Annotated in this window: 17 protein-coding genes and 2 pseudogenes; 15 read left to right on the top strand and 4 right to left on the bottom strand. The window is 46.4% G+C overall.

The features are described 5' to 3' along the window. Positions 1–24 precede the first annotated feature (24 nt). The 5 genes from WMO65_RS17555 (at position 25) to WMO65_RS17575 (ending at position 6690) form a co-directional block, all read left to right on the top strand. Entirely contained in the window at positions 25–975 is a 951-nt protein-coding gene (locus WMO65_RS17555) for an AraC family transcriptional regulator (RefSeq protein WP_148393504.1), read from the top strand. Between the two features lie 132 nt (positions 976–1107). Continuing rightward, a complete protein-coding gene (locus WMO65_RS17560; RefSeq protein ID WP_187370674.1) occupies positions 1108–5292 on the top strand; it encodes an alpha/beta hydrolase-fold protein in 4185 nt (1394 codons plus the stop codon). A 226-nt stretch (positions 5293–5518) separates the two neighbouring features. Further along, a complete protein-coding gene (gene rplM, locus WMO65_RS17565) occupies positions 5519–5947 on the top strand; it encodes a 50S ribosomal protein L13 (RefSeq protein ID WP_033140796.1) in 429 nt (142 codons plus the stop codon). A gap of 16 nt (positions 5948–5963) precedes the next feature. Next, positions 5964–6356 carry a 30S ribosomal protein S9 gene (gene rpsI / locus WMO65_RS17570; RefSeq protein WP_033140797.1) on the top strand — a complete coding sequence of 131 codons (393 nt, stop codon included), beginning with the start codon at positions 5964–5966 and terminating at the stop codon, positions 6354–6356. 106 nt (positions 6357–6462) lie between these two features. Beyond that, positions 6463–6690 (top strand): YgiT-type zinc finger protein, encoded by a 228-nt coding sequence (locus WMO65_RS17575; RefSeq protein WP_148393506.1) that lies wholly within the window; start codon positions 6463–6465, stop codon positions 6688–6690. 459 nt (positions 6691–7149) lie between these two features. Here the strand turns inward: WMO65_RS17575 and WMO65_RS17580 are convergent, their stop codons facing one another. Together WMO65_RS17580 and WMO65_RS17585 are read right to left on the bottom strand one after the other, a co-directional pair. Further along, the gene (locus WMO65_RS17580; RefSeq protein ID WP_148393507.1) at positions 7150–7659 is read right to left on the bottom strand and encodes a helix-turn-helix domain-containing protein; all 510 of its coding nucleotides are present in this window, start codon (positions 7657–7659) and stop codon (positions 7150–7152) included. Positions 7660–7911: 252 nt separating this feature from the next. Next, positions 7912–8121 (bottom strand): annotated as a pseudogene (locus WMO65_RS17585) (DUF6783 domain-containing protein). On the opposite strand from WMO65_RS17585, the pseudogene WMO65_RS17590 reads away from it, so the two are divergent. The 6 genes and pseudogenes from WMO65_RS17590 to WMO65_RS17610 all read left to right on the top strand — a co-directional run. Next, positions 8074–8175: pseudogene (locus WMO65_RS17590) on the top strand (DUF6783 domain-containing protein); the annotation flags it as partial. The pseudogenes WMO65_RS17585 and WMO65_RS17590 overlap by 48 nt on opposite strands. A 30-nt stretch (positions 8176–8205) precedes the next feature. Continuing rightward, positions 8206–8283, top strand: coding sequence for a potassium-transporting ATPase subunit F (locus WMO65_RS26575; protein ID WP_081624793.1), 78 nt, complete (start codon positions 8206–8208; stop codon positions 8281–8283). Positions 8284–8335: 52 nt separating this feature from the next. Beyond that, positions 8336–10042, top strand: a complete 1707-nt coding sequence (kdpA, locus tag WMO65_RS17595; protein ID WP_103733014.1) for a potassium-transporting ATPase subunit KdpA — start codon at positions 8336–8338, stop codon at positions 10040–10042. Positions 10043–10067: 25 nt separating this feature from the next. Beyond that, the gene (gene kdpB / locus WMO65_RS17600; protein WP_033140800.1) at positions 10068–12134 is read left to right on the top strand and encodes a potassium-transporting ATPase subunit KdpB; all 2067 of its coding nucleotides are present in this window, start codon (positions 10068–10070) and stop codon (positions 12132–12134) included. A 13-nt stretch (positions 12135–12147) separates the two neighbouring features. Continuing rightward, entirely contained in the window at positions 12148–12795 is a 648-nt protein-coding gene (kdpC, locus tag WMO65_RS17605; RefSeq protein ID WP_148393508.1) for a potassium-transporting ATPase subunit KdpC, read from the top strand. A gap of 13 nt (positions 12796–12808) precedes the next feature. Further along, on the top strand, positions 12809–14845 hold the full coding sequence (locus WMO65_RS17610) for a DUF4118 domain-containing protein (protein WP_148393509.1): 2037 nt from the start codon (positions 12809–12811) through the stop codon (positions 14843–14845). Positions 14846–14871: 26 nt separating this feature from the next. On the opposite strand, the gene WMO65_RS17615 is transcribed toward WMO65_RS17610, so the two are convergent. Further along, positions 14872–16263: an MATE family efflux transporter gene (locus tag WMO65_RS17615; protein WP_148393510.1), complete on the bottom strand. Its 1392-nt coding sequence runs from the start codon at positions 16261–16263 to the stop codon at positions 14872–14874. Between the two features lie 179 nt (positions 16264–16442). Here WMO65_RS17615 and WMO65_RS17620 point away from each other — a divergent pair, with 179 nt between their 5' ends. The 3 genes from WMO65_RS17620 (at position 16443) to WMO65_RS17630 (ending at position 21140) form a co-directional block, all read left to right on the top strand. Beyond that, the gene (locus tag WMO65_RS17620; protein ID WP_187370675.1) at positions 16443–17333 is read left to right on the top strand and encodes a helix-turn-helix domain-containing protein; all 891 of its coding nucleotides are present in this window, start codon (positions 16443–16445) and stop codon (positions 17331–17333) included. A gap of 111 nt (positions 17334–17444) precedes the next feature. Then, positions 17445–18215, top strand: coding sequence for a helix-turn-helix domain-containing protein (locus WMO65_RS17625; protein WP_148393512.1), 771 nt, complete (start codon positions 17445–17447; stop codon positions 18213–18215). A 189-nt stretch (positions 18216–18404) separates the two neighbouring features. Further along, complete coding sequence (locus WMO65_RS17630; protein WP_187370676.1) at positions 18405–21140, top strand: translation factor GTPase family protein; 2736 nt, start codon at positions 18405–18407, stop codon at positions 21138–21140. 52 nt (positions 21141–21192) lie between these two features. Here WMO65_RS17630 and WMO65_RS17635 read toward each other — a convergent pair whose 3' ends face one another. Next, on the bottom strand, positions 21193–22080 hold the full coding sequence (locus WMO65_RS17635) for a LysR family transcriptional regulator (RefSeq protein WP_148393513.1): 888 nt from the start codon (positions 22078–22080) through the stop codon (positions 21193–21195). Between the two features lie 228 nt (positions 22081–22308). On the opposite strand from WMO65_RS17635, the gene WMO65_RS17640 reads away from it, so the two are divergent. Further along, positions 22309–22989: a YoaK family protein gene (locus tag WMO65_RS17640; RefSeq protein WP_033140809.1), complete on the top strand. Its 681-nt coding sequence runs from the start codon at positions 22309–22311 to the stop codon at positions 22987–22989. Positions 22990–24010 lie beyond the last annotated feature (1021 nt).

Below are 24010 nucleotides of genomic sequence, written 5' to 3' on the forward strand. Positions count from 1 at the left end.
ATATAAAAAGCAGGAGAAGAAAAAGTGGGGCGTAAAAAGAAGCGTTATGTAGAGGACCATATTTTCAGAATATATCCGGATTATCCGTTGCTGGTACTGGATAAGATCGCGTGGGCGAAGGCAGGGGCTAATGACCCACTTCATTTTCATTATTATCTGGAGATTGGTTATTGTTATGAAGGACAGGGGACGATCATCAGCGAGGGGGAGGAAGCGGCATTTTGTCAGGGAAGTATCAGTCTTGTGGCGCCAAATCTTCTGCATGCTACCAGAAATGAGAAGGGCATGTACAACATGTGGGGATATTTGTTTGTGGACCTGGAAGATTTTGTGAAGCTGTTTTCCTTTATTGATGAGAGAATGCATATGAAGATATGCAGGCAGCTTTTTTATGGAGTCCGCATTTTAGATGAGAGAAAATACGAACAGCTTACCTTTCTTTTAAAGCAGATTTTCCGGACGGCGGGAGAGAAAAAAGGGACATATAAAATGCAGGTGATGAGCCTTCTGTGTTCTTTTTTGTTTATGCTTTATGATGTACTGGAACACAGGGTGGAGGAGGAGGCTGTGAGTTTGCCGCTTCTGCCGGCTATTGACTACATTTATGACCATTATATGGAACAGATAAAAGTGGGGCAGCTGGCTGACATGTGTCATTTCAGTGAGAGCCATTTCCGCAAGGTTTTCCAGAAGATGAAGGGGCTTGGACCGGTGGATTACATTAACTGCATAAGAGTCAGGGAGGCGTGCCGGATGCTGCAGAATACCATGGAGCCAATAAGGATAGTCGGAGAAAAGTGCGGCTATCTCTCCATATCATCCTTTGAACGGAATTTTAAAAAACGTATGGGGGTACTTCCTGCAAAATGGAGGGAAGAGCGGCGGCTGTACAGGAAAAAAGAGAGGGGGGAATATGAAATAAAACAGATACTGGTGGAAGAACGCACCGGGGACGGTGAAGAGAATCATTTTTGATTGTTTAAGAAGCGAATCTGCTTACTGTGAAGAATGCTTATCCTGTATTTTAAATGTATAAAACTGACAATATGACGGAAATGCAGAGGAGAGAATGCGGTTCATATGTCAAGATGTACAGGAGGAGCTTTTATGAAGAGAAAAATTGTGACAATTTTGCTGACATTGTCTATGGTTTTGGGCAGTGTTCTTTCGCCGCTGGAGATCAAGGCGAAGACTGAAGTGTCTGACAGGCAGAGTGTGGAGTGGAACGGGAATACCTGCGGGTATCAGGTCGTGCTGCCCGAGGGCTATGATCCGGATGGGGGAATGCGCTATCCGGTTATGTATCTGCTTCCGGATGATGGATTGGGGGAATATCCGGAAGGAATGGAGGACATGCTGGGGGAAACTATGTCCGGTGAAAAAGGGATTGACATGATTCTGGTAAAACCGGCATTTACTCTGGATATGGATGTGCGGCAGGTCATGGAGCTTGTTGCGGCAGATGTGGATGCAAAATATAATACCATTCCGGGTGCTGGAAACAGGGCGGTAGTCGGAACCGGAGCAGGAGGATATCTCGCCTATATTCTTGGGCTGACAGAGACGAAACAGGCAGATGACCAGGAACCGGCAGAAGATGCAAAGGATCCGGAAGAATCTGCGGATACAAAGACAGGGCAGGAAGACCTGGATAAGACAGCCGGAGAAATACCGGACACAGATTCGGATACGCCGCAGGAGACGTTGGATTCCCGGGATGTAGAGGAAGCGTTGGATGCGGAAAAAGGATCAGATGCAGAGCGTTCGGATGCTGGAGATGCGGAAAAAGAATCGAATACGGACCGCTCGGATGTCCGAGATGCGGAAAAAGGATCAGATGCAGAACGTTCGGATGCTGGGGATGCGGAAAAAGAATCGAATGCGAACCGCTCGGATGTCCGGGATGCGGAAAAAGAAACAGATGTGAACCGTTCGGATGTTCAGGATAATGAAAAAGAATTGGATGCGCGTCAGTTAGAGGCCGGGAAAGAATCAGATGCAGAGCAGAAGCCGGACGCGAGTCAGGCAGAATTACAGTCACCTGCAAAAGATTCGGATGCAGATACTTTGGATTTTGATAAAGATTCAGTTACGGATATGCCGAAACAGCAGGATTCAGAAAAGAATGCAGAAGCAGATGCTGAGAAAACGGGCAATGCGGAAGACAGCACCGGTGCAGATTTCCATGATCCGGACAGCGGAAGCCTTCCGGAGGAATCGGATGCTGATATGCCGAAGCCTCTGGAAGCGGACAGCAAAGCGATAGACAGCGTTCCCCTTACAGCACCCGGGACATTTGGCATGATTGCAAGTATTCGGGGCGATTTCGTCAGCAGTGACAACCCCTGGTATGAGATATACGGTGATGTGTATGATTACCTGGTACAGTGCCACGAGGCAGATCCGAATTTTTATACCAGATTCTATACTTATATGGACGCCCCTGCAGGCGATGCATGGACAAATATGGCCCATTCCACCAGTGATATGGGAGCTCTGTTTATCAGCTGGGAGAAATCTATTTCCTTTGATTACCATGAATTTACAGTCAGGACAGGCTCTTACAGCACAGATTATCTGCAGGAATCCCTGGAAAGAGTGGTTAGCCGTATGACAAACCGCTTTATCTCAGGCATGGCATCCGGGTCTGTTTCCCTGAAAAAAGCAGCGCTTACGGGAAACGACAAGACAGCAGAGGTCAGCTATTCCATAGAGATTGGGAAAAAATATGCGGATTTTTTCCAGGGCGGGAACAGCAAAATGGATATAACAGTTGCAGTTCTTGATCCGAATACAAAGGAAGTTCTGTACGATACAACAATTTCTCAGAATATAAACGGTCCCGGCACTTACGAGGGCGGTGTCAAGGTTCCGAATAAGGTAAATAAGACTTCCTCCACGATTCAGATGTATGTGAATCTTCTTGGTGTCCGTATGGATCTCGATACAGCCACATTGATTCGCATTCAGGATACCGGGAACGCTGAGGATGAACAGCAGATCGATCTGATGGGAGACTGGTATTTTAATTATGTAGGATTATCAGATCCGTTTAAGGCAGATACCTTGACTTCAGAGGAATATGAATCCTGGTCAGTGGTTCAGCCTGCCCTTGGAAACTGGGAGCAGGGATTTGGAAATATTACTAAGATATGGTATATGAATACAGGCTGGGGCTGGTATGCCAGAACCTTTGAACTGCCGGAAGATTTCACAAAAGAAAATCTGACTCTCTTAATCGGGTACATGGATGACAGAGGGGAAGTTTTTGTCAACGGTAAGAGGGTTGGAGGAACAGGCGTCAATGAGGATGGCAGCAGTACCAAGGAGACGACCTGGGCTGTGCTCAGCAAGTTCTCCATAGACTCCAGCATCTTAAATTACGGCGGTACGAATACTGTATACGTTCATGTGTACAATGATCCTCCGTATGGCGGCGGCGGTTGGTACAGCGGACCTGTAGGTCTTTACAGCCAGGCAGCCTACAACAAATTGCAGGGCCTGCCCTCCAGAGTGCCGGAAAAGGAAATAAAAGAATCTGTGGCAGCGGCAGCGGCATATCAGAATACCTGTCTGAAAGAGGGCAGATTAGAAGAATATGCAGGAACTATTGCGGAAGATTATTTTTCATCAGGAAATAAGAAAGAAGACAGAGTAAAGGAAGCAGAAGAACTGATACATGACAAAGGGATTACAGAGATAGAGGATACAGGCATCACAATCTTTGAGACAGAGGATAAAGATGGCACTGCTTCTTATCTATATAGTGCAGAAAGAAAGATCACATTTACGGACGGCAGTGTACAGGAGATAAAATTCCAGGATACCTATATCAGCAGAAATGACAGGATTTATATGTATGGAAATCATTCCAGGTTCTTTGAGACATCTTATGATTCGGCTTATGCGGCATCGGCAACGGAGAAAGAGGGAACCGCAGAGGAAAAATATCTGGTATATCTGCCGGAGGGGTATTTTGAATCTGACAGAAATTATCCCACCACTTATCTGCTGCATCAGTTTAACAGCGACCATACTTCATACATGACAGACAATGTGGACCGCCTTTTAGATGAAGCGATTGAGGAAGGCCTCATAGATGAAATGATAGTTGTCATACCAAACAGTGAGGAGGATAGCTGGTGGAGAGATGACTGGGAGAAAATGGTCACAGATGAGATGGTGCCTATGATGGATGCGCGTTACAGGACGATCAGGGACGCAAGATATCGTCTGACAGCAGGTGCGTCTATGGGCGGACAGGGGGCATACGGCCTGGCCCTGCGCAATCCTGATATATTCTCAGGGGCGGTAAGCTTCTTCGGCGCTTTCAGTATGGGCGGCGCATACAGTCCGAATGAGATTGTAAAAGAGGTATCAACCGAGTACCTGCAGTATTTTTCCATGTATTTTATGTGCGGAAATCAGGACCTCTATGGTTTTGGAGTTCCGGCAATCCAGTTGGATGCAGCCCTCACAGAGCGGGGTGTTGACCACTGCTTCTTTATAGAGAATGGAGATCACAACAGTGAATTTTATATTCCGTATTTCAAATCCGCGTTTTCATATGTGAGAGGTCATATGTATCAGGCGGACGATGAGGTCACAGAACAGATCAGCGGCACTGCCGTGCTGGAAAATAAAGATGGAAAAACAGTGGTAAACACAAGTATAAAAATTGAGGATGGAATCAGCAGTTATATGAACCGGATTCCTGCATCTGTTTATACAAAAAATGAGAATCCGTCTCTCTCCGTCCCTATTATGCTTGAGGTCACACAGGGAGGAAAAACTGTGTATACTGCATCACAGCGTGATTATATGACGGACGGTGCAGCAGACGAAAGCTTTTCCTTTGATATCACTGACAGCATTGACCCGGGCGAAGCGTACCAGGTGAGTCTGAAAGCGGCTGTTTTTGACAAGACTGTGGAATTGGCACAGACGAGCGCAGAGAAAAAGGATGACGGCAAAGACCCGGGTGATGATGGCAAAGAGGATGACGGCAAAGACCCGAGTGATGACAGCAAAGACCCGGGTGATGACGGGAATAAGGGAACAGATGATGGAAAGGATGACGGAACAGGCGGCGATGATAAAAAGCCCGGTACCAAACCTTCCGGTCAGGGAAATGACACGGGAAGCGGAAGTAAAGGCACAAAGACGACCGGTGCCGGCAATGCAAAGACAGGGGATGAGACTCCGGTTGTACTGTATCTGACCCTGACTGCTGCAGCTTTTGGAGGAGTCATTCTTATACTGAAAAAGAAAAAACAGATTCGTAAATCATAAAATCAGGAGTTCTGTTAATATTATATAAGAAGACAGCTCTCTAAATGGCTTATTTTTTGCCAAAATTTTCGATAAAACCTGTTGACATGCCCGGATAAGTGTAATATAATATCTCAATGTGACGTAGTGCGAAAATACCTAGCCAAAAGCCCCGGTATGGTATTTTTCATTATAAATTTATGAATTTGAATATTACTGTATATGCTGAAAATTAGGAGGTAAAACCATGAACACTTATATGGCTAATCCGGATAAGATTGAAAGAAAATGGTATGTAGTGGACGCTGAAGGCAAAACCTTAGGCCGCCTTGCATCTGAAGTAGCTAAAGTTTTAAGAGGAAAAAACAAACCAGTTTTCACTCCTCATGTCGATACAGGTGATTATGTAATCATCGTTAATGCTGAGAAAGTCAGCGTAACTGGTAAAAAATTAGACCAGAAGATTTACTATCATCACTCTGACTATGTTGGCGGAATGAAAGAAACCACACTGAGAGAGATGATGGCTAAAAAACCGGAGAAGGTTCTTGAACTCGCTGTTAAAGGAATGCTTCCGAAAGGACCTTTAGGAAGATCCATGATTAAAAAGCTGCACGTATACGCAGGACCGGAACACAACCATGCAGCTCAGAAGCCAGAAGTATTAACATTTTAATAGGAGGTAGAGAACATTGGCTAGTACAAAATTCTATGGAACAGGAAGAAGAAAATCATCTGTAGCTCGTGTTTACTTAGTACCGGGAACAGGTAAAATCACTATCAATAAAAGAGATATTGATGAATATTTTGGATTAGAGACACTGAAAGTTGTTGTTCGTCAGCCGTTAATGGCAACAGAGACTGCAGACAAATTTGACGTGTTAGTAAACGTTCATGGCGGTGGATTCACAGGACAGGCCGGCGCTATCCGTCACGGAATCTCCAGAGCATTACTGGAGGCAGACGCTGAGTACAGACCTGTATTAAAATCCGCAGGTTACCTGACTCGTGACCCGAGAATGAAAGAGAGAAAGAAATACGGTCTCAAAGCAGCTCGTCGTGCACCGCAGTTCAGCAAACGATAATCAATTGCATATTGCAATGTATGGAAAACCCACAAATGTCAAGTTTGTGGGTTTTTTTGAATTGAATATTGGAAGCAGATTTCAAAACCAGAAAGGAGCAATAAATATGTTATGTATGGAATGCGGAGCTAAGGCTGAAAAAGGATTGACAACAGACGTGACAGATTTGGGGAGCTGCATAGTAATTGTCAGAAATGTTCCTTGCTATAAATGCATAGAATGCAATGAAGTTATTTATACAGCGGACGTTGTGAAACAATTGGAAAATATTATAGAACAGGCAAAGAAAGTAATGCAGGAGATTTCAATTGTTGACTATAGTAAAGTGGCATAGTTTGAAGAGTATTAAAATCCTTGAAAATTCAGTGTTTTCAAGGATTTTAATACTCTTCAAAGGTATCGCGGGAAAGCTTCAGAAGTTATCTAAACACATGCATAACTGACAATCAATACTATATTTTTCAACAATATCATCGACACTCCCATCACCAGGCAAAACAGCCTCCACACACATCTTTTTTAAATCAGAAGAATATGCAGCTCCCATTTTAGATTTGAGAGGCAACGATTCCATACCACCTATATTTAATCACTTATTCTTTTAAAGTTTTACAACCGATCTGATATTTATCTGCCGGAAAGCGATATGAGTCTAGTATGTTAAGATATTCTTGAGAAACCATTACTCTGAACTCTGGCGTATCTGGTGATTTGGACATGAAAATACCTCCTAAGTAGATTTTGGTTATTTGCCTTGTCTGCTTAAGAGGTATCATATCAGAGCAGGATGGTTTTATTCTTTCTTTCGTGTTAAGAAAATCCCTATGATTGCACCAACAAGGATAAGCGGGGCTGCTCTGACAAACAGCCATTCAAATGAGTGAAATGCCACTCCAAGAACAGCAGTTTCAGGATGACTATAATCCCATCCAAAATAAGGGCTTTCTGATACGAATAAAACTGCAAAAATTGCTGCTATGACTACACACAATGAGATAAATAGCCAGTGAAGAATTTTTCTCCTCATGGCCTTTCTTTGTGCCAGTTGCAAGTTTATTACCTCCAATTTTTCTGAAATTGCTTTTAAGCTATCAACCTCCGTTTCAATAACAGTTTCTCCCAACAACGTGCTTACAGGTGTTTCAAGCAGTTCTGATATGGAGATTAACATCTCGGAATCGGGAACTGACAGTCCCTGCTCCCATTTAGAAACTGTTTGCCGCACAACGTTTAGCTTGACAGCAAGCTCTTGCTGCGAAAGTCCTTTTGATTTTCTGATTTCTTTTATATTTTCGTTGAGCATTAGGGATAGCCTCCTTTCTTTCTATCGTTACCATTATTTTAGACAAAACTGCCCGTTGCCACAAGCAACGCATTTTAACATTCAGGCAAAATAGCAAATTCTTTAGGTCAGAAGTTGCTTTCAAGCTGCCATTAATCCAATTTTAATACACCTGCCGTTTCCCTTATGCGCATTTAGGGCAGGACGTGATAATATCAGTTACAGCCTGAAAGATAAAGGAGGGACCTGAAATGATGGACTTGGCTATGGTGGTTATACTGTTTGCCTGCTTCGGACTGATGGTGCTGTTTGCCGGATGGTGCAGCAGACAGGTAGATACAGACAGCACAGAAGATAAGGCGTAGAGCCTGTTAGAAAATTCATTCCGACAATCTGCACGCCCCACTTTGCGGGAGATTTGCCCCCAATTCAGTCAGCGTAGCCCGCTACGCCTCCTTCATCGGGGTCAAATCTCCCACAAATTGTGACGCACAGCTTGCCGAAAGCAATTTTCAAACACACTCTAGGAAAAAATGAAAACATAGATTAAGGACAGGAGGAGATCACATGATATTGCTGGGAATCGTGATTTTACTGATAGCGGCATATTTATTCTATGCCCTGGTATATCCCGAGAAATTATAGACAACAAGATCAGCAACGGGAATTTAGAAAATGACAGGAGGAGATAAAAGTCATGTTACAGATAGCGCTGACTTTGGCAATTTTTGTTTTGGCGGTCATTCCCATGGGGAGATACATGTATCACATTGCGGCCAAAAAGAAAACATTTGCGGACCCTTTTTTTGACAGGGTGGACAACGGGATATACAGAATCTGCCGGATTGACAGAAAAGGTATGAATTGGAAAACATATGCACTGAGCCTTCTCATGGCAAATGCAGTTATGGTTTTTGCGGGATATCTGGTATTGAGACTGCAGTATGTACTGTTTCTGAATCCAAACGGGATAGAGGCAATGGAGCCGACCCTTTCCTTCAATACGATCATAAGCTTTATGACAAACACAAACCTGCAGCATTATTCCGGTGAATCCGGGCTTTCTTATTTGAGCCAGATGCTGGTGATCATTTTTATGATGTTCACCTCCGCGGCATCCGGATATGCGGCCTGTATGGCATTCTGCAGGGGACTTGCGGGAAAGAGTAAGGACCTGGGAAATTTCTATGAGGATATGGTGCGTATCACCACACGTATCCTGATTCCCTGGTCTCTCATCTTTGGCCTTGTGCTGATCTGGCAGGGATGCCCGGAGACTTTTGGCTCCAACATTACAGTGGAGACCATTCACGGAAAACTACAGGACTTTGCCATGGGACCCATAGCGGCCCTTGAGATCATCAAACATCTGGGGACAAACGGAGGTGGTTTTCTGGGAGCCAACTCTTCCACCCCATTTGAGAACCCGACAGTGATCACGGATATTGTGGAGCTGATCTCCATGATGATCCTTCCGGGTGCCTGTGTACTTACCTTTGGAAAGATGTGTCAGGATAGGAAGAGGAAGGAAAAAGAACCTGTCTTCGGCAAACAGGGAAGGACCATATTCGCGGCAATGTCTGTCATATTCCTCATCGGTCTGACTCTGTGCTTTGTATCTGAGAAGGCCGGCAATCCGGTTCTTGAGACAGCCGGCATCAGCCAGGAAATGGGGAGCATGGAGGGCAAGGAGGTCCGGTTTGGAGTTGACCAGTCCGCTCTGTTTACAACTGTGACAACTTCCTTCACCACAGGTACTGTCAACAACATGCATGATACACTGACGCCTCTTGGCGGAATGGTACCGCTTCTGCATATGATGCTCAATTGTGTATTCGGAGGAAAAGGCGTGGGCCTTATGAATATGCTGATGTATGCCATTTTAGCTGTATTCATCTGCGGTCTGATGGTTGGCCGTACTCCCGAGTATCTGGGCAAGAAGATCGAAGGAAGAGAGATGAAGCTGGTTGCTCTGGTTCTGATCGTCCATCCGCTGCTGATCCTGGGATTCTCGGCGCTTGCCGTATCCACACAGGCCGGTCTGGAAGGTATCAGCAATCCCGGTTTTCACGGCCTGTCCCAGGTGCTGTATGAATACGCCTCAGCATCGGCAAACAATGGCTCCGGTTTTGAAGGACTGTCCGACAACAGTTATTTCTGGAATATCACAACAGGACTTGCGATGTTCTTCGGCCGTTACATAGCCATTATAGCCCAGCTTGCCATTGCCGGCTCACTGCTTGCAAAGAAGAGCACAAGGGTTTCCATCGGTACCATGCGTACAGATAATACGGTATTTACCATTCTGCTTGTATTTATTGTATATATTTTCGCTGCTCTGACCTTTTTCCCGGCACTGGCATTGGGACCGGTCGCAGAGCATCTGACCTTGTGGTTTTCATAAAATTTAAGAAAGGGATGTTAGAGGAATGTCTAAAAAACAACAGCAAACAAAGTTCGTGACAAAGGACATTTTAAAGAGTTCCATTATCGGTGCGTTTCAGAAACTGAGTCCGAAATATATGGTGAAGAACCCGGTCATGTTTGTGGTGGAGGTGGGATTTGTGCTCACGCTGCTTATGACTATTGTTCCCACTATTTTTGGGGACGACGCATCACTTGGATATCTGAGGATTTATAATGGAATCGTCTGCGCTGTACTTTTTATAACCGTATTATTTGCAAATTTTGCAGAGTCTGTAGCGGAGGGACGTGGTAAGGCGCAGGCGGCGACCTTGAAAAAGACAAAGCAGGATACAAAATCACGTCTTCTCGGCAGAGACGGTACGGAAACTATTGTAAACGCATCTGAACTGAAAAAGGATGACGTGGTACTTGTAAAGGCTGGGGAGACGATTCCGAATGACGGAGAAGTAATAGAAGGGATCGCGTCTGTGGATGAATCTGCTATTACAGGGGAATCCGCACCTGTCACCCGTGAGGCGGGAACTGATTTTTCATCTGTTACGGGGGGAACCACCGTGGTCAGTGACTGGCTGAAGATCAGGATCACATCAAAGCCGGGTGAGTCGTTTCTGGACAAAATGATTGCCCTGGTGGAGGGGGCATCCCGCCAGAAGACTCCCAATGAGATCGCATTAAATACCCTGCTGGTGGGCCTCACGATTATTTTTCTGATCGTGGTTGTGTGTCTGTATCCTTTTGCGACTTATTCGGGAGTGCAGATACCCGTATCTACAATGATTGCCCTGCTGGTCTGCCTGATTCCGACCACGATTGGCGGTCTGCTGTCAGCGATCGGAATCGCGGGTATGGACAGAGTTACCAGATTCAATGTGATTGCCATGTCAGGAAAGGCTGTGGAAGCCTGCGGGGATGTGGATACCATGATTCTTGATAAGACAGGTACCATAACCTTTGGAAACCGTCTGGCAGCAGAGTTCTATCCGGTTGCCGGGAAAAGCAGGGAGGACCTGATAGATTATGCCGCACTTGCCTCCCTCTGTGACCCCACACCGGAAGGAAAATCAACGGCAGAGCTGGCTAAGAGCATGGGAACAAGAATTGACGACAGCGCAGCAAAACAGATGGAATTTATTGAATTTACAGCCCAGTCCAAAATGTCAGGTGTAAATCTGGACAGCGGTTCTCAAATCAGAAAAGGTGCCGCAGATGCCATCAAAGAAAGAGTTCTCAAAAACGGGGGCAGTATACCGGGAGATCTGGACGCGATAGTGGAACAGATCGCGGGGCTTGGGGGAACGCCCCTGGTTGTGGAGGCAGACGCTGTGATCTACGGTGTTATTTATCTGAAAGATACTGTGAAACCGGGTCTGATCGAGCGGTTTGCAAGACTTCGTGAAATCGGGATCAAGACGATTATGTGCACAGGCGACAATCCGCTGACTGCCGCGACCATTGCGAAAGAGGCCGGTGTGGATGGATTTATTGCCGAATGCAGGCCTGAGGATAAAATACAGGCGATTAAGAAGGAACAGGCGGAGGGAAAACTGGTAGCCATGACAGGTGACGGAACCAATGACGCCCCTGCTCTTGCCCAGGCAGATGTAGGGCTGGCCATGAATTCAGGCACAGCGGCGGCAAAAGAGGCGGCAAATATGGTGGACCTGGATTCTGACCCCACCAAAATTCTGGAAGTGGTGGAAATAGGGAAACAGCTTCTTATTACAAGAGGCTCCCTCACCACATTCAGTATAGCAAACGATGTGGCAAAGTATTTTGCCATTATACCGGCCATGTTCACTATGGTGATACCGCAGATGCAGATATTAAATATCATGAAGCTGGCAACACCTATGTCAGCTATCTTATCAGCACTCATTTTCAATGCGGTCATTATACCGTGTTTGATTCCCATTGCCATGCGGGGTGTCAAGTACAAACCCATGAGCGCGGAGCGCATGCTTTTGAAAAATATGGGTATTTACGGCCTGGGTGGTATCGTCGTACCGTTTGCCGGAATTAAGATCATAGACTGTCTGGTGGCTCCGCTGCTTGCAGTGCTGGGAATGTAGGGAGGAAGATGCTATGAGATCATTTTTAAAATATTTTAGGAGCGCTCTGGTTCTGACGGTTTTCATGTTGGTTCTCTGCGGATTTGCCTATCCCGCTGCACTGACCGGGCTGGGGCAGCTTATGTTTCCGCATCAGGCGAACGGAAGCCTGATCACGGCAGAGGGAGAGAAAACAGATGACCCGGAAAAAGCAGTGGGCTCAGCTATTGTGGGGCAGGATTTTTCCGGAGATCCCAGGTATTTTCAATGCCGTGTATCCGGGGTGGATTACAACACTTATACAGAGGAAGAAAAAGAGGACGGCAGCTACACAGGGGTGGGTTCCGGCGGTTCTAACCTGGCTCCATCCAATGAAGAACTGAAGAAGCGCGCGGAGAAATCAGTAGAGGAATTTCTGGAGAAGAACCCGGATGTGGAGAAGGGTGACATTCCTGCTGATCTGCTCACAGCCTCCGGTTCCGGCCTGGACCCGAACATCACACCGGAATCCGCCAGGATCCAGATTCCTTCCATTGCTGAAAAGACCGGGCTTAAAGAGGAAGAACTCAGAAAGATCGTGGAGGAGAATACGGATGGCAGGACCCTTGGTGTCTTCGGACATGAGCGGGTGAATGTCCTGAAATGTAATCTGGAAATCGCGAAGGCCATAGGAGAAATATAGGCAGGGAGATGCCATGGACACAATGGAAAGACCAAGTTCTGAAAAGATGCTGGAAAAGATCCGGGCAGAGGAAGCTCAGGTCCGTAAAAAAGAGATGGGACAGCTTAAGATCTTTTTGGGTTACGCAGCCGGAACAGGCAAGACGTACGCTATGCTGGAAGCTGCAAGAGAACTGAAAAAGCAGCAGGTGGATGTGATCGCCGGATATGTGGAGCCCCACGCAAGACCGGAGACTGCCGCACTTCTGGAGGGACTGGAGCAGCTTCCCTTTCTGATGGTGGACTATAAAGGGGTCAAAATCAGGGAATTTGACCTGGACGCTGCTCTAAAACGCCGTCCCAAAGTGATTCTGGTGGATGAACTGGCACATTCCAACATCCGCGGCTGCCGTCACAGGAAACGCTATCAGGATATCGAGGAGCTGCTGGAGCACGGGATCAATGTGTATACAACCGTAAATATCCAGCATCTGGAGAGTCTGAATGACAATGTGACCGGGATTACCTCCGTTATGGTGAGAGAGACCATTCCGGACCGCGTGTTTGACAGGGCGGACCAGGTAAAACTTGTGGATATTGAGCCGGAAGAGCTGATCCAGCGTATGAAGGAAGGAAAGATATACCGGGAGATTCAGGCACAGAGGGCTTTACAGAACTTTTTTACGAGAGATAAGCTGATCGCCCTCCGCGAGATTGCCCTGCGCCGTATGGCCGACAGAGTGAACCATCTGGCGGAGGAGGAGAAGAAGCTGTTTGGAACCGGGGAATACTCTACCGGGGAACATGTTCTGACCTGCATTTCCCCGGCGCCTTCCAACGCAAAGGTCATCCGCACAGCAGCCCGCCTGGCCTATGCCTTTCACGCGGAATTTACGGCTCTCTATGTGGAGACCAGATATCTGCAGAACGCAGATGAAAAGGTGAAAAGACGAAGGGACGAAAATATGCGTCTTGCCAGGAGCCTGGGCGCAAAGATTGCCACGGTAAACGGAGAGGATGTGTCAAGGCAGATCGCCGAATACGCAAAAGTCAGCAATGTGACGAAAATTGTTATGGGCAGAACTGCGCACAGGGTTCTGTTCGGACAGACCAGAAAAACCCTGGTCGAAAGCTTGAATCAATATGCCCCCAGCCTTGACGTATACATCATCCCGGATCTGCAGAGCGGAATCGGTCAGCGGTCTTATACTGTGGTAAAGACCGGAAAATTCCTGCAGGGGCTGAAAGGAACGGATATCTGGATCATGCTGGGCATGATGACAGTCAGTACAGCCGGCGGTTTTCTGCTCTCGCATTTTCAGATGACAGAAGCCAATATCATTATGTCATATCTGCTGGGAGTGATGCTGACCGCCATCTTTACCCAGGGGTATGTGTGCTCTGTGCTTGCCTCAGTTCTAAGTGTGATGCTGTTCAATTATTTTTTCACCATGCCGGTTCACAGCCTTCAGGCGTATGATGCCAGCTATCCGGTGACATTTGCCATGATGTTCACAGTCAGCCTTCTAACATCCTGGAATATGTCAAAGATTCAGAAGCAGAACGAAGAAAACGCAAAGCGCGCATACCGCACGGAAATTCTGTTGGTAAACAGCAAAAAATTAAGACGGGCAAAGACCAGGCAGCAGGTCAGCGATGAGCTGGCCGGCCAGATCCAAAAACTGATGCAGTTTACTGTGTTAATATATATGAAGAAACACGGTGTGATCCAGGTCCCCTCTGTTTATCTTCGCAGCGGGATAGAAGAGGAAGAGGAGGAAATCCTGAGGGCAGGCTATACCTCCCGGGCGGAGCAGGCCGTGGTCAAATGGGTATTTGAAAACGGACACAGAGCCGGATGCACTACCCATACACTTCCAAACGCAAAGGCGATTTATCTTCCGGTTATGGAGGATGACAAGGTTTCTGCTGTGGTCGGCATGGTACTTGAGGAGAAAAGAGAGATTGCTGTATTTGAATACAATCTCATATCTGCCATGCTGGATGAAGCAGCCCTTGTACTGGAGCGGATCCAGAAGATGGAGGATTTGGCAGAGTCCACAGCAAAATAACGCCTCAAGCCGGGTATGGATATCATTTACGCGTTTACCATCTCTGAGCTCTCTTCGCGTGTAAGATTGTTCAGCCAGAGGTATTTTTTATATCGGGGGTACAGCCAGGGGATTTTCACGATCTCATCTGCGCACATTAGGATATATACCACGATGACCGGCCAGTGAAATACGAAAGTTCCGAGCAGTGCCAGCGGCAGTGCAAAGCACCAGGAGGCGAAGAAAACGCTGAGCGCATCGTACCCCGCATCACCGCCTGCAGGGAAAATACCGCAGACAATAACTGTATTGATGGAATAGGCGAATACATAGAACGCGCTGAAGACCAGCATGATGACCAGGTAGTGCTTTGCGGTTTCCGATAACACGAAGAACTCCGCCACGATGGGACCGAGGATACAGAGCAGTGCCATATGGACAATACCTGCCCAGATGGAAATATGGCAGAATTTTTTTCCGTATTCTTTGGCCTTGTCAAACAGATTCTGTCCAAGGAGTTTACCGACCATAATTCCCGCGCCCACAGAAATACCCTTGCAGACACAGGTTATAAGCTCCTGTGCTACGGACGCGATGGATGCAGCTGCAGTGGCATCGGATCCCAGGTGTCCCATGATCAGTGAGTGCATGGAAAATCCGAATCCCCACGCAAGAGAACTGCCCAGCATGGGAAGCGCGATTTTGAACAGATCTTTGGTTATATCGATGGAAAACCATTGAACCCCCTGCAGGTCGGGACGAATGCTTTCTCCACGGTGAGATTCCGCGATACACCAGATGAGCGCCACCAGTTCTACAACAACAGTGGAATAAGCGGAACCGTTTGCCCCCAGTTTAGGTACCCCCGCGAAACCGTAGATCAGGAAAAAGTCAAGCACAACGTCGGTTATGAGGGTGACAACGGAAATCAAAACGCTCTTAGGCGCCTTACCTTCCAGTTTCATTATCAGATAGTAACACTGTGTAACGCCGGTGAACAGATAAGAAAGGCTCACCGCACGGAGATAGGAGGCTCCGATTTTGATCAGGGCAGTGTCCGGCGTATAAATCCGCATTAATAGCTCCGGTGCGAACATTGCCAGGGCAAAGAAAACGAAGGAGATGCCAAATGCCCATTTTATGAGCATACAGAACAGGTTTTTAACCATGGTCCAATCGCCTTTACCCCAGTATTGGGCGATCAGAGCACCGCCGCCGCCGACCACAGCGCCGCTGAACAGGCTCATGATGAATGCAATCTGGTTTGCCAGGGAAACCGCGGAAACAGCATCCTGTGTCAGCCGTCCCAGCATCAGCGCATCGGACGCGCCGATCAGGGCAACAAGCAGGTTCTGCATTCCGATTGGAATCGCAAGGGAGAACAGTTCCTTATAAAAATCTTTCTTTTCCACAAGTTCCGTTGAACGTCTTGCTTTCATATGTAATACCTCCGGATGCGGTCATTTTATGGATCCGCATGATGCAGTCTGTAGATTTTCCGATTTTGTATTGCTATATCGGAATGCCATGGATATAATTATATTATAAAAAATGTATGCTTTTCTATGGATATATTCTCAAAAAATATAATTGTATTGCTGCGAGGAGGAGATTTACAATGGAGAAACGCCAGGTGCCGATCGATCAGGAGATGAACGCCCTTGTTGCTTATGATGAAGCTTTTCGTTTTATTCTTTCACGGGATGACCTAAGTGAATATAACAAGGGATTTGTAAACTGGCACAAGCAGCCTACGATTGAAATTTCCGTGATCTGCGAAGGGGCAGTAAATGTATATGTGCTGGAATACGAACAGACAGTAGCGGCGGGGGACGGTTTTTTTATTATGCCGGGATTTCTGCACTCCATCCGTCCGGCGCCGGGATATAAGACTGCAAAGTATTTTACGCTGATTTTCCATCCTGAGATTCTGTACGGCAGCCATGGCAGTTATTACGAGGAAGCATACTATCGTCCTATAGTTGATTGTAATACGCCGTACTTTGTATTCCGTGGCCGTGATGCATGGACAAAGGAGATATTTCCGAAGCTTATGTGGGTAGGCGATCACTGTCCGGATACCTCTCCTGCATTCCGTTTGAAAACCCAGCATATCCTTCAGGATGTCTGGGCTTTGTTTGCAGCAAATCTGCTTGACCAGACGAAGCCCAGCTTGGCAGCCCGTGATACCCGGAAGATTCTGAACCTGATCGCCTATCTTCATGAACATTATCAGGAAAAATTTTCTCTGGCTGCGCTGGCAGATCATGTGTCTATGAGCCGAAATGAATGCTGCCGTTATTTTAAGCAGATGATGAATATGACTATCACGGAGTATCTGCTGGAATACCGCCTGTCCAAAGCAGCGGCGTTACTGGAGACCTCGGGTTTGAGTATCACAGAAATTGCTGAACAGACAGGTTTTTGTGATGTCAGCTATTTCATTAAAATGTTCCGGCGCAAAACCGGGATTACACCTAAGGCATATGCAAAAAGGAATCGTGTTTGATTCCTGATTCTATAGTATTTGCTGTCAAAAAAGACAATTCTACTGCCGGTCGATTGCCAAATCGTGCCTTTTATTATAAGCTTTTGAGTTAGAAAGCAGGAGGCAGATAACATGTTTGAGATTGACAAAGAACGATTCGGCGCATTCCTTTTGGAACTGCGGAAAGAAAAGGGATATACACAGAAACAGCTTGCAGAAAAATTATTTGTATCAGACAAGGCAGTCAGCAAATGGGAACGGGGGTTGAGTCTGCCGGATATTACACTCCTGGGCCCGCTGGCGGAGATTCTGGGTGTAACGGTGACAGAGCTTTTGCAGGCTCAGCGCATTAGTGAGGAAAAAACACTGACAAAGCCGGAGGTAGATGCTCTCGTTTCAGGTTCCCTTCGCTTATCGGCGGAGGAACAGGAAGAAAAAAGGTTAAAACAGAGAAAGAATATGATTCGCTACTTGCTGTGCATGGTTCTTGCCGGGGTGGAAATATGGCTTTTGCTATATGCAGAGGTTGGGAAAGAGATATTTTTCACTGGTTTCTTTACCATAGAAGGACTGAGTTTTTTATTTGGGGCATGGTTTTTGCTGTTTGCAAGAGAGACTCTGCCGGCCTTCTATGATGAGAATAAGATTAATTATTACAGTCAGGGACCGTTTCGGATTCATATTGCGGGGGTATATTTTAATAACAGAAACTGGCCCCATGTCCTGCGAGCTGGACGGATATCTATGTTGGGAATTGCTGTTATAAATCCACTACTTAATTTTTTGCTGTTAAAAGCAACGGGGGAGGTATTATGGAGGAGATATGAGGGATATGTATGCCTGGCAGTAGTGTTGTGTATAGTATTTATCCCTATTGTGGCGGTGGCAAAGAAAAACGAATAGAACGGTTTTAGGAACAGAGAATTTACTGCAGTTCCTGTATCCTTTATATGATAACCATTCCACCGCTGTATGGCTGCTGTGATCTTGTCGGTTAACATGAGCTTGTTTATGCGATGATACTTATCGACTTACACCCCTTTCTGTGATATGATAAGCACTGTATTATATATCACAGAAAGGGGTATTTTCATGGAAAATACATCCGAAAAGAGAGAGAATAAATCGTTTTATAAAACGTCAAAACATATGAGTGTGGGTCTGTTGGCCCATGTGGATGCCGGCAAGACAACACTGGCTGAGAGTATCCTGTATCTGACGGGCAGTATCAGAAAACCAGGGCGTGTGGACCATCAGGATGCATTTCTGGACACCTATGACCTGGAACGGGAGCGGGGAATCACAATCTTTTCCAAACAGGCTGAGGTAAAACTGGGAGAAAAGGAAGTGACACTTCTGGATACTCCGGGGCATGTGGACTTTTCGGCGGAGATGGAAAGGACCCTGCAGATACTGGATTACGCGGTCCTGGTCATCAGCGGCGCTGATGGCGTACAGGGACATGTGCAGACATTGTGGAGGCTTCTGACCCGATACAAGATTCCTGTGTTCTTGTTTATCAATAAAATGGACCAGGAGGGAACTGACAGGCAGAAGCTGCTGGAAGAACTGCAGAAACGCCTGGATGAAAGGTGTATAGCCTTTGAGGAGGAACAGGAGGCCTTTTATGAGAATCTGGCTATGAGTGATGAGGCCGTACTGGAGAAATATCTGTCTGATGGCACTGTGGAGCAGGGAGAAATCGTCCGGCTGATAGCGGAGCGGAAAGTATTTCCCTGCTATTTCGGCTCTGCCCTGAAAATAGAAGGAGTGGAGGAGTTTCTGCAGGGTCTGGAAACCTATACGGCCTGTCCGAAATACCCGGAGGATTTCGGCGCCAGGATATACAAAATAGCCAGGGACGCCCAGGGGACCCGTCTGACTTATATGAAGATCACGGGCGGAACTCTGAAGGTGAAAGGAATGCTGACAAACCGCCGTGATGAACAGGCAGACAGTGATGAGATCTGGGAGGAAAAAGCGGACCAGCTCCGTATCTATTCCGGAGCCGGTTTCCGTGCTGTGAGCGAGGCACCTGCAGGGACAGTGTGCGCGGTGACAGGGCTGTCCAGGACATACTGCGGAGAGGGGCTGGGCGCTGAGACTGAGTCGGAGCTGCCGCTACTTGAGCCTGTTCTCACCTATCAGATCCAGCTTCCGCCGGAATGTGATGTGCACCAGATGTATCTGAAGCTCCGCCAGCTGGAGGAGGAGGAACCGGAACTGCACATTGTCTGGGAAGAGCAGTCCAATGAAATCCATGCACAGGTTATGGGAGAGGTGCAGATAGAAATTCTGAAACGGCTGATCGGGGAACGATTTGGCACGGAAGTGGAATTTGGAGCGGGAAGTATCGTGTACAAAGAAACCATCACAGAGCCGGTGGAAGGGGTAGGGCATTTTGAACCTCTCCGCCACTATGCGGAGGTGCATCTTCTCATGGAGCCGGGAGAGCGGGGCAGCGGCCTGCAGTTCGAGACAGCCTGCAGTGAGGATATCCTGGAACGAAACTGGCAGCGTCTGGTGCTGACACATCTGGAAGAAAAACGCCACAGAGGTGTGCTGACAGGTTCCGAGATCACGGATATGAAGATTACACTGGTGACAGGACGAGCACATTTAAAGCATACAGAAGGCGGAGATTTCCGGCAGGCTACTTATCGTGCCGTGCGCCACGGACTGAAATGTACAACCAGTCTGCTGCTGGAACCTGTCTACGAATACCGGCTGGAAATCCCCTCCGACAAGGTGGGAAGGGCGCTCTCAGACATCCAGAAAATGTACGGTACATTTTCCGAACCGATCATAGAGGGGGATATGACCATACTGACAGGTACCGCCCCTGTATCCGCCATGCGGGATTACCAGACAGAAGTGATCGCCTATACCAAAGGCCACGGACGTCTTTCCTGCACACTGAAGGGATACGAACCCTGCCACAATGCGGAGGAGGTCATCGCTGAAAAAGGCTATGATTCCGAGAAGGATACGGAAAATCCCACAGGCTCTGTTTTCTGTTCCCATGGCGCCGGTTTTGTGGTGAGTTATGATAAAGTGCGGGATTACATGCATCTGGACAGCGGCCTTAGTCTGGAGAAAAAAGAGAAGCCGGTTCAGGAATCATCCGCTCAGATATCACCTTCCTCTTACACGGGCGGCGGTCTGGCAGATGAAAAAGAGCTGGAAGAAATCTTTGCCCGCACATACAGAACTGCCAAAAAGGAAAGAAATCCATTCAACAGAAAACGTACCGTAAGCGCAGAGTCATCTTCCTCCAGGCAATACAGGCCTGCAAAGCAGGTGACAGAGGAGGAATACCTGCTGGTAGACGGCTATAATATTATATTTGCATGGGAAGAGTTAAAAGATCTTGCCAATGCCAGCATTGAGGCCGCCAGAAATAAGCTCATGGACATCCTCAGCAATTATCAGGGATATAAGAAGAACACACTGATTCTCGTATATGATGCCTATAAAGTGGAGGGCAATACGGGAGAAGTAATGAAATACCACAATATCTATGTAGTTTATACAAAAGAGGCGGAAACAGCGGACCAGTACATTGAGAAAACGGTCCATGAGATTGGAAGAAAACACCGGGTTACCGTGGCAACCTCTGACGCACTGGAGCAGATCATCATTCTGGGCCAGGGCGCGAGCCGCCTCTCAGCCGCCGGCCTGAAAGAGGAGATTCAGGCTGCAGACATAGAGATCCGAAGCAATTATCTGAACCAGGGGCAAAATGGGAAAAATTATTTGTTTGACCATATGTCGGATGAACTCCAGGCGTTGATGGAGGATGTTAGGATGGGGAGGAAGAAGCTGTAAATTAACCGGAAAGGGCTTCGGGAAATAAAGAATAAGACATTTTCAACACAATTTATTGATGTTGCAAAAGTTCGCTTAATTTTTTAGCTGCAACACTGAGCGGGCGCTCCATATCCTGAATCAGGCATATGGAGCGCTTCGGCGGTTCTATATGCAGTGGAATTCTGAAAATTTCATTTTTCTCCAAAGCATCCCCGGCAAATTCTTCGGGAAGAAATCCGATTCCAAGCCCGTTTTTCACCATCATCAGAACCTGGTCCATGGTGGCAGCCTCCAAATCCGGTTCCAAGGTTAAGCCGTGTTCCAGGAAAAAGTCCCCATACAATTCATAACTTCTTGATCTTTTATCCATACACACAAAGGAGAACTGTTTCAGTTCCCCGAGATGCCATGTTTTTTCGGAAAACCCGGAAAACTGCGGCCCGCCTACAAGGATTTCCCTGAAATATTTCAGCGGAATTTCTTTTAATGGCCTGGTGATGCCCGATGGATTTGTGATAACGGCAAAATCTACGGTACCGTTTTTCAAAGCCTGTATGGCCTGAGGCGTGGTCTGATTAGAAATCCGTATCCTTACTCCCGGGTATTTCCTGTGAAATTCCCCGAGTTTATGCAGAAGCAGCCCATGCAGTGCCGTTTCGCTGGCTCCGATGGAAACCTGCCCGTTTTGCAGGGACTGCGCTGACCGCAGTTCTTCCTCTCCGGCCTGAATCTGTTCCACAGCCAGGGATACATGCCGGAAGAGCATTTCCCCCTCCGGTGTTAGCTTTACGCCCCTGTTGGAGCGCACCAAAAGTCTGCATCCCAGCTCGTGCTCCAGATTATTCATGGATCTGGTAATATTGGGCTGACTGTTCATCAGAACAGAGGCCGCCTTTGTAAAGCTGTGATATTTCGCTACGAAATAAAAAATTTTATAATAATCATATGTTATATTCATTAAAGTTACTCTGCCTTTCCTTTAGACGCTGCAATCTCTGTGGCAATCGTTTGCTCTTCGCTATCAATTTCCTTCTTTTTTGGCTGTAATAAACAATAACCGCTGTCTGATATATTATTATGATATAAAAGCGATACGAAATATATATTTTACATCTTGCTTCACAAAAGTATAATATATAAAAGAATAAAAAACAACCCAAACCGACAGCGGTCAACAGGAGGAATCATGAAACCAGAAATTAAAAAAAAGCAAATGTCAGAGTCCATGCCTCTTGCCATATTTCTAACTCTGGCCGGCGGTTTTCAGGACGCCTATTCCTATAACTGCCGCGGCAAAGTCTTTGCCAATGCACAAACCGGTAATATTGTTCTGCTCGGTCAAAATCTGGCCCAGGGCCAATGGAAGACAGCGCTTCATTATCTCATTCCCCTCGCCGCTTTTTTCCTGGGCGTTTATATTACGGAGCGGGTACATTGCCTTTTCAGGGAAAATGACAAAATCCACTGGAGGCAGATTATTCTTCTGATAGAATCTTTTTTACTGATCATCACCGGTTTTCTCCCTCAATCCCTGAATATAAGTGCCAATGCCCTGATGTCCTTTGCCTGTGCCATGCAGGTCAACAGCTTCCGAAAATTTCATGGTCTTCCATGTGCTACTACCATGTGTATCGGCAACATCCGAAGTGCCACGGAAATGCTCTGCAGATATCATATAACCAAAGATAAAACGCTTAGGCGGAAGAGTGCCCACTATTATTTTATCATCCTGGTTTTCGCCATAGGCGCAACTACCGGGGCACTAGTTACTGCACATCTGGGCAGTCAGGCTATCTGGGGGTCTTCCTTGCTGCTGCTGGCTGGTTTTATCCTCATGTTTATCAAAGAGCAGCCGGTTTTATGCTGATGATTGGCTGTGTGCCTTGTGCCCGGCAATATATTTCGCGATGCACGGATAAGAACATTTTTCTTTATATTGCGCTGGCTGCGTAACGGTTCAGCTTGTCTGAACTATTACGGAACATTAAGGGATGCCTATAATTTTAAGATGTTGAATTGAAATAGTAGGTAAAGCAGAAAGAAAATTTGGCCAGAAACTTAAGAAATACCTATAATTTTAAAATCTTAGATTGAAATATAGGTAAAGCAGGAAGGAAAATTGGTCAGAAACTTAAGAAATACCTATAATTCTAAAATGTTAGAAATGAATAGTAGGTAAAGCAGGAAGAAAAATTGGCCAGAAACTTAAGAAATACCTATAATTCTAAAATGTTAGAAATGAATAGTAGGTAAAGCAGGAAGAAAAATTGGCCAGAAACTTAAGAAATACCTATAATTCTAAAATGTTACAAATGAATAGTAGGTAAAGCAGGAAGAAAAATTGGTCGGAAACTTAAGAAATACCTATAATTCTAAAATATTAGAGTTGAATAGTAGGTAAAGCACGATGAGAATCTGATCAGAATCGCCAGAAATGCCTATAATTCTAAGATATTGGAACGGAATAGCAGGTAATCTTTCATAGACTAAGTCAGACTCACTGGAAGTGTCAGGGCTTTCTGGATTTTTGTACTTCCTCAAATCTCTTTCGCTCATGTTATCTCAAATGGCACGGAAAAATCATGCAGGAAAAGGAGGAGGTTCTTCTTATATTTTACCAGCCTGTTGAGCAGGGTCTACTCTTTTTGCAGCAAAAGGGGCCGAAAAGCGAATGTTCCAACGGGGGGACCTTTCAATTTGACTGTGGAAAACTATGAGAAAATGGGCCGGAAGGTCTCATTAAGGTGGCAAGTTATCCACAATAGCCGGGATTTCCATTTGCCATGGCAGATAAGGGCATGACTTGGTGGATAAGTCATGCCCGGAAAAAATAAATCTTGTCCTTGCATTTCGAGACAAAATATGGTATTGTATTTCCACAATAACAG

It is taken from the genome of Blautia caccae, from assembly GCF_040095955.1.
Classification (GTDB): domain Bacteria; phylum Bacillota; class Clostridia; order Lachnospirales; family Lachnospiraceae; genus Blautia; species Blautia celeris.